Below are 13386 nucleotides of genomic sequence, written 5' to 3' on the forward strand. Positions count from 1 at the left end.
TCGGAAGGGGCTGAACAGCATGACCACGATCCTGGTGACCGGCGGCACCGGAACCCTCGGCCGGCTCGTCACCGAGCGGCTGCGCGCGGACGGGCACGACGTGCGGGTGCTCAGCCGGCACACCCAGCCGTACGCCGTCGATCTACGCAAGGGCGGTACGGGCCTGGAGGCTGCGGTCGCGGGCGTGGACACGATCGTGCACTGTGCGACGACACAGACCGGCGGTGACGAGAAGGCGGCCGGGAACCTGATCGCGGCGGCGCGGCGGGCCGGGGTGGGGCACCTGGTCTACATCTCGATCGTCGGCGTCGACCGGGTGCCGTTTCCGTACTACCGGGCCAAGTTCGCCGTCGAGAAGCTGATCGAGGAGTCGGGGCTGGGCTGGACCGTGCTGCGCACGACCCAGTTCCACGACCTGCTCGTGATGCTGTTCAAGGCGCTGACCAAGCTGCCGGTCGTACTGCTGCCGGCCGGTGTCCGGGACCAGCCGGTCGAGGTGGCGGAGGTCGCGGCGCGGCTGGCCGAACTGGCCGCCGGTGCTCCCGCCGGACGGGTCGAGGACATGGGCGGGCCGGAGATCCGGACCTTCGAGTCGCTGGGCCGCGCCTACCTGAAGGCGACGGGGCGCCGCCGGGCCGTGCTGAACGTGCCGCTGTGGGGCAAGGCGTACCGGGGGTTCCGCAGCGGTGGGCACCTCGCTCCCGAACACGCCGTCGGCAAGGGGACGTTCGAGCAGTACCTCGCGGGGCGATGAGGGTCCCCCCGCTCGAGCGGAGCCGAGAGTGGGGCAGGATGAACCGGCGCGACCGGCTCCGCGCGGGCCTCGCGCTCCTCGCAGGTATGCAGGTGCTGCTGTCCGAGCCGGAGCCCGGCGCGTACCGCTCGGGAAACGGGGATCGCCGCCCCGACGGCGCGGACTACCGCGCGGGCGGCGCGAACAGCTCGTCCTGAGCGCGGTCCCGCGCGGTGAGCAGTGCTCCGCGGAGTACGGCACCCCCACCGAGGGCGCTGGCCCGGACCTCGGTGGGCAGCGGAGACATGCGGCGGACCCGTTCGGCCACGCGGCCGGCGAGTTCGTCGCCGCCCGCCCGGCCGACCTCGCCGCCGAGCACGAGGCAGCCGGGGTCGAGGACCGCCACCACGGAGGCGACACCGACGGCAAGGCGATCGGCGAGGGCGTCAAGGAATCGGGCGGCACAACGGGCGTCTGAGCCGCCGACGCCGTCACGCGTCGGCGCCTCTCGGCCGGTGTCACAGGTCTCCGCGGCGCTCTCGGCACCCCCGGCCGGCACCGGCTCGGCCTTCCCCGCCTCGTCGCCACGCGTCCCCGTCTCCGCATTTCCGACGGCTGCCGACCCGCCGCTCCCCAGTTCATTGCCAGGCATCCGGGCCCCCGCGTCCCCGACCGCTACCGCCCCACCCCTCCCCGCTTCCCCGTCCCCCGCCGCCGCGCTCCCGCGCGACCATCCAGGCAGCGTGGCCGGACCGCCGCCGTTCCCCGAAATCAGCGCCACCGCCTGCCGCACCACCCCGGCGGCAGCGGGCTCGTGGGCGGTGCGCTCCGTCGTCAGGGCGTGCTCCCGCGCCAGTTCCACGATCGCCGCCGACCCCGCCAGCGAGTGGAAGCCCCCCTCGCACTCCGTCGCCGAGGGCAGGGCGGCCGTGCCCGGTACGGGCAGGAAGCCGATCTCCCCGGTGCCGCCGGAGGCGCCGCGGCGCAGGGCGCCGTCCAGGACCACGGCCGCGCCGGTGCCGTGGCCGAGCCACAGCAGGACGAATGTGTCGCGGTCCCGGGCGGCACCGTCGCGCTGTTCGGCGAGTGCCGCGAGGTTGGTCTCGTTCTCGACGCTGACGCGGGCCTCGGGGAGGCGTTCCTGCAGGGCGGCGACCAGGCGGCGGTGCCACTCCGGCAGGCCCGAGGAGTCGCGGAGTTCGCCGGTGGACGGGTCGATCAGACCGGGGGCGCCGATCCCGACGGTGTGCAGGCGGTCGGCGCCGGCCTCCTTCGCCACGCGTTCGACCAGCGCGACCGCCTGCTCGACCGCAGGCCCCGTCCCGATGTCGCCGCCGATCGGCAGGGACGCCTCGGCGAGCACCCGGCCGACCAGGTCGGACACGAACACGGAGACGCCCTCGGTGCGCACGTCCAGCGCGGCCAGATGGGCGCGGTCCGCGACGATCCCGTACAGCTTCGCGTTCGGCCCGCGCCGCTGCTCCCCCGCCTCTCCGACCACGGTGATCAGGCCGGACGCGGTGAGGCGCTCCACGAGGTCGGCGACCGACGGCCGGGACAGGCCGGTCAGCTGTTTCAACTGCCCTGCCGTCAACGGGCCCTCCTGCTGGAGCAGGCGCAGGGCGAGCCGGTCGTTGATGGCCCGGGCGGTGCTCGGGGATGCGGGCATGCCGGGATCCTTCCAGATCGGCGGGACCGGGCTGCAGCGAGCCTGCGCCCGGGCGGCCATTAATCCCCTATCTATCAGGCAGGGTTCCTGATAGTTTACGCGACGCCGGTGGGGACGCAGGGAATCGGGAGGGCCGAGAATGAGCGACGTGGTCTACGACCTGCGCGAGGTGAGGCGCGCCCGGTACGCCGTGGCCGCCGTGTTCGCCGTGCACGGCGCCGTCACCGGTTCGTTCGCGACCCGGGTGCCATGGGTCCAGGACCATGCCTCGCTGAGTGCGGGACAGCTCGGCTTCGCGCTGGCCTTCACGGCGTTCGGCGCATCCTGTTCCATGCCGCTGGCCGGGCGGATCAGTCACCGTTTCGGCAGCCGTACGGCGCTGCGCGGCCTGATCGCGCTGTGGACGCTGTCCCTCGTGCTGCCGTCGCTGGCGCCGAACATGCTCACGCTGTGCCTGGCGATGTTCACGTACGGGGCGAGCGCGGGCATGGCCGACGTCGCGATGAACGCGCTCGGTGTCGAGGTCGAGCGGCTGCTCGACAAGTCGATCATGTCGGGTCTGCACGGCATGTGGAGCGCGGGCGCCCTGACCGGCTCGGCGGCCGGCACGCTCGCCGCGCACCTCGGTTCGGACGCGCGCCTGCACTTCGCGCTGGCGGCGGTCACCCTCACGCTGCTCGGCGTGCTGGCCTGCCGCTGGGTGCTCGATGTGCAGGCCACCGAGGGCGAGGAGCCGCCACCGAGGTTCGCGCTGCCGCCGAAGTCCGCGCTGCTGATCGGCACCGTCGGCTTCTGCGCGGTGTTCGCGGAGGGCGCCAGCCTCGACTGGTCGGCGGTCTATCTGCGCGACCAGCTCGACACCTCGGCGGGCCTGGCCGCCGCGTGCACGACCGGTTTCATGCTCACCATGGCGCTGGCCCGGCTCGTGGGCGACGTGGTGGTCAACCGCTTCGGCGCGGTGCGCACCGTGCGGGCAGGCGGTGGACTGGCCGTTCTGGGCGGGCTGCTCATCGTCGTCGCGGGCCATCCGGCCGTGGCGATGGGCGGGTTCGCGCTGCTCGGCCTCGGCATCGCGGTCGTCGTACCGCTGTGCTTCGCGGCCGCCGGACACAGCGGCCCGAACCCTAGCCAGGCCATCGCCGGCGTGGCGACCATCACGTACACCTCGGGTCTGATCGCGCCCAGTCTGATCGGCGGGGTGGCGCAGGCGTCGAGCCTGGTGGTGTCGTTCGTGCTGGTGACGGTTCTGGCGTGCGGCCTTGCGGCCTTCGCGGGCGTCCTGCGCACCGGCGACCGCAGCCGCCCGAAGGTCAGCCGTCCGGGCGCAGCGGTTCCCAACCCGCGGCCCTGAAACCGCTCACTGCCGGAAAGGCCCTGGTCAGCCCGCTATCGAGTCCAGCTGCTCGGCCGCCGGGCGCAGCGCCCAGAGGTCACCGCCGGGCGGTGTCTCCAGCTTCGGGACGGCCTTCTGCGCCGCCTTGTCCCCCGCGTCCGCCGCCGCATGCACGACGTCGCTCGCCGCGTACCGGTGGAACTCCAGCTCCGGATGCGGCCATGCGGCGGCCCCCGTCGCGGCGGGCAGCAGATAGTCGACGGCCTTGAACAGCCCCTGCCCGTCCGGCCCTTGATACGTCCACAGGTTCACACCGACGTGCCGGCCGATCGCCGCGAGCCGCGTGTACGCGACCAGGTCGAAGGTCGAGTAGTGCCAGCTCCGCGTCCGCGCGAGCTCCTGCGGCTGGCTGCCGTCGGCCGCGATCTGCGGGTCGATACGCTTGGTGCGCGCATCGAGGACGGTTCGGCGGGCCAGCGCCCGGTCGCCGGTCGCGTACGCGAGGGCGGCGAGCTGCATGTCGTAGAAGGTGCCGTGGTTGTTGGCCGCCGCGCCCTCATCCTTGCCGAAGGCACTGTTCTTCAGCCAGCCGAGGAAGTCTGAGTTCCACCGGGCCATCCCCGTCCGGTCGGTCTTCGTCCAGCCGGGGGCACCCGTGCCGAGGATCGCCAGGGCGTCGACGACGCTGGTGTAGGACTGCGAGAAGTCGATGATGCCGATGGCTCGGCCGTCGTACTTGCAGGGGATGAACTGGGCGTGGTCGAGGTCGGGGTTCATGCGCGTGGCCGGGTCGAGGAACCAGGTGCGCAGGACCTGGGCCGCCTTCTCGGCGTATGCCTGCTTACCCGTGTAGTACCAGGCCAGGGAGAGGTCGTAGGTCGAGTCGAAGACCTTCTCGACGTCCTGGCGGTCGGTGCCGGAGTCGACCTCGGGGTTGCGCTGTCCGTCCCGCTGGACGTACGGGCAGCCCCAGGGGTTGTCGGCCGTCGGGGTCCGGGTCGGCCACCAGTAGGGGGCCTGGCTCAGGTAGTCGTGGATGTCGCCGCCGGGTGCCGGTTTGGGCTTGTCGACGACCGTCCAGGGGCCCTGGTCCAGCCAGTTGTCCGCGCGGGTCGTCAACTCCCGCAGGGCGCGCTGCAGTTGCGGATCGCCTTGGTCCAGGCGGAGCTTCGTCCGCTGCAGCCGGGCGCCGTCGAGGACGGCGGTGTCGGGAGCCTTGGGTGCCGCGTGCGCGGAGGGGACGAGGACGGCTCCGAGGGTCACCGCCGCGGCCAGCAGGGCGGCGGCACGGGATCTTCCACTCATCGAGCACTCCGATCCATCGAACGAGTGGTCAGGAATGTGAACGCAGTTCATGAGTAGGACCGTGCGAGCGTAGAGCTGGCGGCCGGCCGTGACAATGGTCCGGACAGCCTTCATGTACAGAACAGAGGGGACGTGTCACGCAGGCCGGCGGCTTCCACCTCTCAGGACGCGGCAGCCGCTTCTCGGCGAGGGCACGTCCTCCTAGGACGAGGCCAAGTCATAGGCGTACGACGGGCTGAACGTGCCCGGAGCCCCCTTGCAGCCGTCCGACTCCCCCGGCAGCTTCACCCACAGATAGGCGTCGATGCGCGCCTCGCCGGTGCTGAGCGTGGGTGCCCGGCCGATCCTGCGGCCCGCCGGGTCGCACCACTCGCCGTCGGCCGGGGCGCCGTTGCCGTTGCGGCTGGTGTCGATGACGGCGCCCAGACTCGCGGGGCCCCCGAGGGCGGCGAGGACCTGACGGTCGTAGGCGATCTCGTCCGACGTCATGCGGAAGTTGGAGACGTTGCTGAAGATCCCGTCGGAGGAGGCGGCCGAGGCGGCGCCCGCCTTCTTCAGCAGCGCCGCCTGCTGCGCGGCCGGGTTCCAGCCGGAGTGCCCGGCGTCGTAGTAGACCCGCGCCTTCGGGTCCGCGGCCTTCAGGACACGGCCCGCGCGGGCCAGTGAGGCGAAGCGGTCGGCGCGTGCGCGGTCGGAGAGGCAGTCGGACTGGGCTATGGAGTCGGGCTCCAGGACGACGACGACCTCGCCGGAGCCGAGTCCCGCCGCGAACTTGTCGATCCACCCGTCGTAGCCGGCGAGGTCGGGGGCTCCGCCCTTGGAGGCGCCCCCGCAGTCGCGGCCGGGTATCGCGTACGGCACGACGACGGGCACCCGGCCCTGTGCCGCGGCGTCGGAGGTGACCGCGCGGACGCGGGAGGTGATGGTCGCCGGCGTGTAGTCGGCGAACCACACGGCGGCCGGCTGGTCGGCTATGCGGGACTCTATGACCGGCGTGCGCGGGTCGTCCGGGTTGGCGCGGACCCAGTCGAGCACCTGGGAGTCCGAGTGGCGATAGAGGCGGGCGGACACGATGGCGGGCTGCCGCTTCTTCTCCGTCCTGGTGGGCGACGGACTGGCCTTCTTCGTCGAACTCGGCGTCGGGGAGGCGGACTTGGTGGCCGTGGCCGACACGGAGGGCACCACCGGCAGTTGCTCGAGTCGCGGCGAACTGGTCACGTCGGGCTTCGCCTGCTCCGAGCCGCGTCCGTCGTCGAGCGCCGACATCATGCCGGTCGCGGTGCCGACGGCGACCACGACAGAGGCCGCCGCGACCATGGCGCTGCGCCGGTTGGCCCGCCTGCGCTCGGCCCTGCGTGCGGCCAGGCGCTGCGCGCGTAAGCCTGACACAGTGCTGCTCCCCCCACTCCGTTCCCCCGTTCTGGGGAAGCGCCGGGCCCGCCGACACTCCCGTCAGCCTATGACTGGGACCCTTCCCCCATGGCGCAATTGGAACAGTTCACCACTTCTGTAGACGCAGTCGTCTCCCGGATGCGCGCCCTCGACGCAGCCCTGCCCGAACGGGACGGTGTCGCGGTCTTCAACCGCGTCTACCTCACCGTCACCGAGGCGGTCGACCGGACCATCGACGCCGGGCGGTTCACGGACGTGCGCGCGGCGATCACGCTGGACGTACGGTTCGCGGAGCGCTATCTCGCCGCCGTCGACGCGGTCACCGCCGAGCGGCGACCGCCGGCCTGCTGGCGGCCGCTGTTCCAGTTCCGCCGCCATCCCGGAGTACGACCGCTGCAGTTCGCGCTGGCGGGCATCAATGCGCACATCGGCCACGACCTGGCGCTCGCCGTCGTGGACAGTTGCCGTACGTTGGACTGCGAACCGGCGGAAATGGAGGACGAGTTCGATCGCGTGGGCGACCTCCTCGTCTCGCTGGAGGAGCGCATCCGCGAAGATCTGATGCCGGGCCCCGACCTCCTCCAGATCGCCGACCCGCTGACCCATCTGCTCGGCTCCTGGAGCCTGGAGCGGGCGCGGGACGCCACCTGGACGGCGGCCCGCGCACTGTGGGCGCTGCGCGGACTCCCGGACGTGGCCCAGGAGTTCACCGAGCGGCTCGACACGGCCGTCGGCTTCGCCGGACGCATGCTGCTCACGCCACTGCCGGACTGATCCGGCCACTCCTGCGCAGCGGTCCGTCAACTCGTAGATGAAAGTTGTACGTTCGACAGGAGCGGACCTACTGCAAAGGAGCACAGGTATGGCGACCCGGCTCGGACTCGGCCTCCCCCAGAACAAGCAGTACGACCTCGGCCGCGACGTGCCCGACGTGGCGCGCACGGCGGAGCGGATCGGCTACGAGAGCCTGTGGGTGTACGAGCGGCTGCTGGTCCCCGAGCCCGCCAGGCAAGGCCTGTACGGCGTCGAAGGCCTTCCCTGGCCGGACGCGTACCGTGGCGTGGCCGAGCCCCTGGTCACCCTCACCCTCGCCGCCGCGGCCACCGAACGGGCCCGGCTCGGCACCAGCGTCCTCGTCGCCCCGCTGCACGTGCCGTTCCAACTCGCCAAGGCGCTCGCCACGTTGGACGCGGTGAGCGGCGGGCGGGTCCTCGCGGGCCTCGGCACGGGCTGGTCGCACGACGAGTACGCGGCCGCGTCCGTCCGCCCCTTCGAGGAGCGCGGCCAGGTGCTGGACGAGCTGATCGAGGTGTGCCGGGCCGTCTGGGGCCCGGACCCGGTGTCGTACGAGGGACGCGTCACGACGGTCAACCCGTCCGTGGTCGGCCCCAAGCCCGCCCGGCCCATTCCGATCCTGCTGGCGGCGGGGTCGGCGAAGGCCCGGCGCCGTCTCGTCGACCACGCCGACGGCTGGCTGCCGATCGGCATGGGAAGCCCTGAGGTGCTCGCCGCGCAGTGGAAGCAACTTCAGGAACTGGCCGCCGAACGCGGGCGCACCGAGCCGATCCAGACGGTTCTGCGCGCCAACCCCCGCTATCTGGCAGGGGGTTACGCCGGTGCCGACCGTCAGCCGTTCCACGGCAGCGTCGACCAGATCGTCGAGGACCTGGTCGCGCACGCCGAGGTCGGCCTGGACGAGATCCTCATCGACCTCCAGCACGACCTGCGGGACGCGCAGGAGCTCAAGGATCTCGCGGCCGAGGTGTACGAGAAGGCGCGGGCGGCCGGGATCTGAGCCTCTCCCCGAGGCTCAGTCCTCGGGCAGCTCGACCGGCGCGATCTCGTCGTAGAGATCGCCCGGGCCCGGGTTGGAGGCATCGGTCTGCCCGCCGAAGTGGTGCATGACGCCCCAGACCGCGTTCAGCGCGGTCTGGATCGCGCCCTCGGCCCAGCCTGCCGTCCAGGAGATGTCGTCGCCTGCCAGGAAGATGCCCCGCTTGTCCTCGGGCAGCCGGTCCTGCATGAAGTGCGTGAACAGGCGCCGCTGGTAGCGGTAGTGACCGGGCAGGTTGGCCTTGAACGCGCCCATGAAGTAGGGCTCGTTCTCCCAGGACACGGTCACCGGGCTGCCGATGATGTGCTTCCTGATGTCGACCTTCGGGTAGATCTCGCCGAGCGACTTCAGCATGACCTCCATCCGCTCGTTCGCGGACAGCGGCAGCCACTTCAGGCTGTCGTCGCACCAGGTGTAGGAGAGGCAGATGACGGCGGGCTTGTCCGGGCCGTCGTCGAGGAGGTAGGTCCCGCGCGTCATACGGTCGGTGAGCGTCATCGACATGACGTCCCGGCCCGTCTCCTCGTCCTTGTCCAGCCAGAAAGGCCGGTCGACGGGCACGAAGAGCTTGCTGGACTCCATGTAGTGGGTCCGCTCGATGGCCGTCCAGTGGTCGATCGGGAAGAGCGAGTCGTCGCAGGCGATCTTGGACAGCAGCATCCAGGACTGGGCGGTGAAGATCGCCGCCTGGTAGGTGCGGATGTCGCCGTCGGCGTCCGTCACCGTGATCCGGTTGTTCGCGGTGCGGTGCAGCCGGGTCACGGCCGGGCGGGGCTCGCCGTCCACGTGCAGGGACTTGAGGGACGTCCCGTACGGCCAGTGGACGATCTTCTCGGGCTCGCGCTCCCAGAGCCGGAGCGGGAGCTGCTGGCTGCCGCCGACGATGCCGCGGTGGTGGTCGTCGGCCTCGGTGTAGACGACCCGCAGGATCTCCAGGATGGAGTTGGGGAAGTCGGTGTCCCAGCCGCCCGTCCCGAAGCCGACCTGGCCGAAGATCTCGCGGTGGCGGAAGGACTTGAAAGCCTCGGAGTCGCAGAGGAAGCCGTAGAAGGTCTGGTTGTCGAGCTTCTCGACCAGCTTCGCCCAGATCTCGCGGATGCGCGGCACATCACGCTCGCGCAGGGCGCGATTCATGTCGGAGAAGTCGGCGCCCTCTTCCAGGCACTTGTTCCACGCCTCGGCGACGTCGCGGTAGACCTGCGGCAGGTCGTCGACCGTCTCGGCGTAGTGCGACTCGCCCTTGAGGTCGACGACGGTCGAAGGGGTCGCCTCCGCAAGGGGGTTGGGGAAGGGCCGGGTCTCGAGTCCCGCCAGGTCGATGTAGTGCTGAAGGGCGGTCGAGGACGGCGGGAAGCGCATCGCGCCCATCTCGGCGGTGAGGGACGGGGCGCAGCCCTCGAACCCCACGGTCCTCAGGCGCCCGCCGATCCGGTCGGCCTCGTACACGACCGGCTTGAGGCCCATCTTCATCAGCTCGTAGGCGGCCACGATGCCGGACAGTCCGCCGCCGATGACCGCGACCTCGGCGCCGTGCTCGGTCGCCGGTATCTGGCCGAGACCCGCCGGGTGGGCGAGGAAGTCGTCGTACGCGTACGGGAAGTCCGGGCCGAACATGGTGATCGGCGGCAGCTGCTGCTCGTCTGCGTGCTCGACGGCGTTGGGCACGGTGGACGTCATGGGGTACGGACTCCTTGCACAGAAAGTACGGGGTGAGGGATTCAGACGAGGGACCCGTAGAGGCCGGGGCGGCGGTCCTTCAGGTACGGGTTCGCCTCGCGGGAAGCGGTGAGGAAGGCGGGGTCGGCGTCGGCGAACACCAGCTCCTCGCCGCGTCCGGCGCGGGCGCGGGCGACCCCGTCGGGACCGGCCAGCGCGGAGAGGCCGACGAAGTCGAACTCCCCTTCCTGGCCGACCCGGTTGACGTACGCGACGTACATCTGGTTCTCGAAGGCGCGCACCGGGATCATCGACTCGGCGACGAACTGGAACGGGTGCATCTGCGCCGTCGGCACGACGAGGAGGTCGGTGCCGGCCAGGGCGTGGGCGCGGACGTTCTCCGGGAACTCGACGTCGTAGCAGATCATGAGGCCGACGGTCAGTCCGCCCAGCTCGGCCTGGACGACCGGCTGCTCGCCCGGCGTGAAGTGGTCGCGCTCGAAGCAGCCGAAGAGGTGGGTCTTGCGGTAGTTGGCGAGGCGGATGCCCTCGGCGGAGATCAGCTGGGCGGAGTTGAAGACGGTCTCGCCGTCCCGCTCCGGGTACCCGTACGCGATCGTGAGGCCGTGCCGTCCGGCGATGTCGGCGACCGCGTCCGCGGACTCGCCGTCGGCGGGCTCGGCGAGGCGGGCGATGTCGTCGCCGATCGCGTACCCGGTCAGGAACATCTCCGGCGCGGCCAGCAGCGTGGCGCCCGCGGCAGCGACACGGCCCGCGGCGGCGTCGAGGACCTTGAGGTTCTCAGCGACGGAGCCGGGGCGGCCGGAGCTCTGGAGCAGGGCGGTACGCATGCGTGTTCCTCACCGGTACGGAAGGTTTGGGGGGCCAGATAGACGGTACGGTTGCGGGGCTCGGCCCAGCAAGAAGGAGCCGTTGCGCGCCGGTGAGCGGTTCGTTGCGCACCTCATCGTTCCGGCAGCGATTCGTTGCGCGCGTTCGGGCGCCGGGGGCCTGCAGCGGCCCTTAGGGGGCGCGGGGCTGTGACATCAGCGGCTCCGCCACGGGGCGCGACCAGCCACGACGCGGCCGCAGACGACCGACCGCCCATCCCGGCGCACCCCGCGGAGCGCTAAAGCTCCCGCAACCGCTCAATGATCTCCCGCAGCAACTCAGGATCATCCGCGGGCCTGCCCGCCGCCACGCGCCGCGGCGCGTCCACCCGCACAAGCCCGGCCTCGGCCAGATCCCCCAGCAGCACCCGTACGACGGTCAGCGGCAGATCCGCGTCCGCGGCAAGCTCGACGACGGGCCGGGGCCCGTGGCGCACCAGGGCGAGGAGGGCGGCGCCCATGTGGTCGCCCGGCGGCATCTCGCCGTGCACGGCGGTGACCTGCGACATCAGATCGATCCGGTGCCGGTCGGAAGGCCGGGTCCTCCCCCGCGTGACGGTGTACGGCCGTACCATCGCCCCCGTCTCGTCCTCGTACCAGTGCTCGTCGCTCACGACAGGGACGCCCGTGCCGACACGTCCTCCGTCCCCTCGGCGCCGCCGCCCTCCTCCGCCAGCACCGCCTCCGGCAGGCAGACCACGGCCGTCGTCCCGCCGTACGGCGACGGGCCGAACGTCACCTCGATCCCGTGCCGGGCGGCGAGGCGGCCCACGACGTACAGCCCGAGCCTGTCGTGCCGGGTCGGGTCAAAGTCGCCCGGGTTCCTGATCGTCCGCTCCGCCTCTTCCAGCTGCTCGGTGTCGAACCCGAGCCCGCGGTCGTCGATCTGCAGGACGAAGCCGCCGTCGGCCCGAGCGGGGCGCATGGTCACACGGGTGTCCGGCGGGGAGAACACCGTGGCGTTCTCGACGAGCTCGGCGATCAGATGGACGACGTCGGCGACGGCGTCCGCCGCGACGCCCACCCGGGGCATCGGCGGCACCTCGACCCGGGCGTACGCCTCGATCTCGCCGACGGCGGAGGCGACGACGTCGGCGACGGGCACCGGGCGCCGCCATCGGCGGCCGGGCGCCGAGCCGGAGAGGACGATCAGGTTCTCGGCGTGGCGACGCATACGGGTGGTGAGATGGTCGATGCGGAAGAGCTGTTCGAGAACGTCCGGGTCGTCCGTGCGTCGCTCCAGCGTGTCGACGAGCTTCAGCTGCCGGTGCACGAGCGACTGGTTGCGGCGGGCGATGTTGAGCAGCACCGCGGAGAGCCCACGGCGCAGGCCGGCCTGCTGCACGGCCGCCTCGACGGCCGCGAGGCGCGCGGTGTTGAAGGACCGCCCCACGTCTCCGATCTCGTCGGCGCCCGCCTCCCCGTCCGCCAGCGGCGGCGCCTCCGTGACCGCGTCCACGTCCTCGCCCGCACTCAACCGCGCCATCACATCGGGCAGTTGACGGGTGGTCAGCAGATCGGCGGCATCCCGCAGCGTCTCCAGCCGCCGCGAGATGCGACGGGCACCCCGCACCGCGAACCACAGCGACAGCCCCACGGCAGCCAGCCCGACCACTCCCACCGCGGCGGCCCTGGCCAGCTCCCGGTAGGCGAACTCCCGCCCGCGCCCGGCGGAGTTCATGGCGGACCGGGTGCACAGCCGCATGTACTGCTTGACCGCCCGGTCGGTGGTGGAGCGCCAGGAGTCGGCCGCGACGGCATCCCCCGCCGCTGAGGCTCCCGCCCGCAGCAGCGCGTCCTCGCTGCTCACCAACTCCTGGTACAGCTGCCCGCGTTGGAACTCCTCGAACAGCGCCCGCGAGTCGCCCGGCAGGTCGGGCACATACGTCCGCTCGAAGACCCGCCGGTCCTCGATGGCCGCCGTGAGTGTGTCGTACTGCCGGTCGGTCAGTGTCCCGGCGGCCCGCGCGCCGGCGACCAGCGCGTCCTCCCGCGACACGAACTCCCGTACCCGTACCAGCTCGACGACGACCTGGGCCTCCCGCGCCAGCTGCCCGGCCTGCAGCGCGGTGAGCGTCGACTCGACGTCGAAGCCGGGTTCCACCAGCGCGCTGTACTCACTCACCGCCCGGTCCCAGGAGATGTCCCGGGACAGCACCCGCTCCCGCAGCCTCTCCAGCCTGCCGGCGGTCGTGACCATGGCGTCCAGCGACTGCCGCTGCCGCCCGGAGAGCCGGCCCCGGTCCCCGGACCGGATCGCGTCGCGCATGGCGTCCACGGCCCGGTCGGTCCGGCGCTGCTGCTCCATCAGGTCGGCGAGGGTCCTCGTACGGCGGCCCGTGCCCAAGTACGTGGCCGAGAGCCGCCGTTCGATCTGGATCTGCCCGATCGCCGTGTCGACGGGGGTGCCGAAGTCCTCGTAGACCCCCTGCACCCGGACGAGCGCGCGCAGCTCCCCGGTGACGGACACCATCGCGAAACTCCACAGCACCAGCAGGGCCAGCACGGGAGCGAGCGCGAGCGCGACGATCCGGGCGCGGACCGTGGTGGGTCGGCCGATGAGCCGGCGCATGC

General features: G+C 72.0%; 12 protein-coding genes. 5 read left to right on the forward strand and 7 right to left on the reverse strand.

Annotated elements, in window-relative coordinates; translation table 11 throughout:
- The first annotated feature begins 19 nt into the window (after nt 1-19).
- Together ACFY10_RS50340 and ACFY10_RS50345 are read left to right on the forward strand one after the other, a co-directional pair.
- On the forward strand, nt 20-754 hold the full coding sequence (locus ACFY10_RS50340) for an SDR family oxidoreductase (protein WP_390672143.1): 735 nt from the start codon (nt 20-22) through the stop codon (nt 752-754).
- Between the two features lie 38 nt (nt 755-792).
- Entirely contained in the window at nt 793-951 is a 159-nt protein-coding gene (locus ACFY10_RS50345) for a hypothetical protein (RefSeq protein ID WP_390672144.1), read from the forward strand.
- Here the strand turns inward: ACFY10_RS50345 and ACFY10_RS50350 are convergent.
- Nucleotides 918-2402, reverse strand: a complete 1485-nt coding sequence (locus tag ACFY10_RS50350; protein WP_390672145.1) for an ROK family transcriptional regulator — start codon at nt 2400-2402, stop codon at nt 918-920. The genes ACFY10_RS50345 and ACFY10_RS50350 overlap by 34 nt on opposite strands.
- 139 nt (nt 2403-2541) lie before the next feature.
- On the opposite strand from ACFY10_RS50350, the gene ACFY10_RS50355 reads away from it, so the two are divergent.
- Complete coding sequence (locus tag ACFY10_RS50355) at nt 2542-3753, forward strand: MFS transporter (protein ID WP_390672146.1); 1212 nt, start codon at nt 2542-2544, stop codon at nt 3751-3753.
- A 27-nt stretch (nt 3754-3780) separates the two neighbouring features.
- Here ACFY10_RS50355 and ACFY10_RS50360 read toward each other — a convergent pair whose 3' ends face one another.
- Together ACFY10_RS50360 and ACFY10_RS50365 are read right to left on the reverse strand one after the other, a co-directional pair.
- Nucleotides 3781-5040, reverse strand: a complete 1260-nt coding sequence (locus ACFY10_RS50360; protein ID WP_390672147.1) for an alginate lyase family protein — start codon at nt 5038-5040, stop codon at nt 3781-3783.
- A gap of 201 nt (nt 5041-5241) precedes the next feature.
- Nucleotides 5242-6357: a glycoside hydrolase family 6 protein gene (locus ACFY10_RS50365; protein WP_390672181.1), complete on the reverse strand. Its 1116-nt coding sequence runs from the start codon at nt 6355-6357 to the stop codon at nt 5242-5244.
- Between the two features lie 162 nt (nt 6358-6519).
- Here ACFY10_RS50365 and ACFY10_RS50370 point away from each other — a divergent pair, with 162 nt between their 5' ends.
- Together ACFY10_RS50370 and ACFY10_RS50375 are read left to right on the forward strand one after the other, a co-directional pair.
- Nucleotides 6520-7206: a DUF5995 family protein gene (locus ACFY10_RS50370; protein WP_390672148.1), complete on the forward strand. Its 687-nt coding sequence runs from the start codon at nt 6520-6522 to the stop codon at nt 7204-7206.
- 88 nt (nt 7207-7294) lie between these two features.
- Complete coding sequence (locus tag ACFY10_RS50375; protein WP_390672149.1) at nt 7295-8227, forward strand: LLM class F420-dependent oxidoreductase; 933 nt, start codon at nt 7295-7297, stop codon at nt 8225-8227.
- A gap of 15 nt (nt 8228-8242) precedes the next feature.
- On the opposite strand, the gene ACFY10_RS50380 is transcribed toward ACFY10_RS50375, so the two are convergent.
- From ACFY10_RS50380 to ACFY10_RS50395, 4 genes are all read right to left on the reverse strand, one after another.
- On the reverse strand, nt 8243-9943 hold the full coding sequence (locus tag ACFY10_RS50380; RefSeq protein WP_390672150.1) for a flavin monoamine oxidase family protein: 1701 nt from the start codon (nt 9941-9943) through the stop codon (nt 8243-8245).
- Between the two features lie 41 nt (nt 9944-9984).
- On the reverse strand, nt 9985-10773 hold the full coding sequence (locus tag ACFY10_RS50385; RefSeq protein WP_390672151.1) for a carbon-nitrogen hydrolase family protein: 789 nt from the start codon (nt 10771-10773) through the stop codon (nt 9985-9987).
- A 278-nt stretch (nt 10774-11051) separates the two neighbouring features.
- Nucleotides 11052-11426: a DUF742 domain-containing protein gene (locus ACFY10_RS50390; protein WP_390672152.1), complete on the reverse strand. Its 375-nt coding sequence runs from the start codon at nt 11424-11426 to the stop codon at nt 11052-11054.
- Complete coding sequence (locus ACFY10_RS50395) at nt 11423-13384, reverse strand: nitrate- and nitrite sensing domain-containing protein (RefSeq protein WP_390672153.1); 1962 nt, start codon at nt 13382-13384, stop codon at nt 11423-11425. The genes ACFY10_RS50390 and ACFY10_RS50395 overlap by 4 nt, the downstream gene beginning before the upstream one ends.
- Nucleotides 13385-13386 lie beyond the last annotated feature (2 nt).

The organism is Streptomyces sp. NPDC001401, assembly GCF_042895385.1.
Taxonomy (GTDB): Bacteria; Actinomycetota; Actinomycetes; order Streptomycetales; family Streptomycetaceae; genus Streptomyces.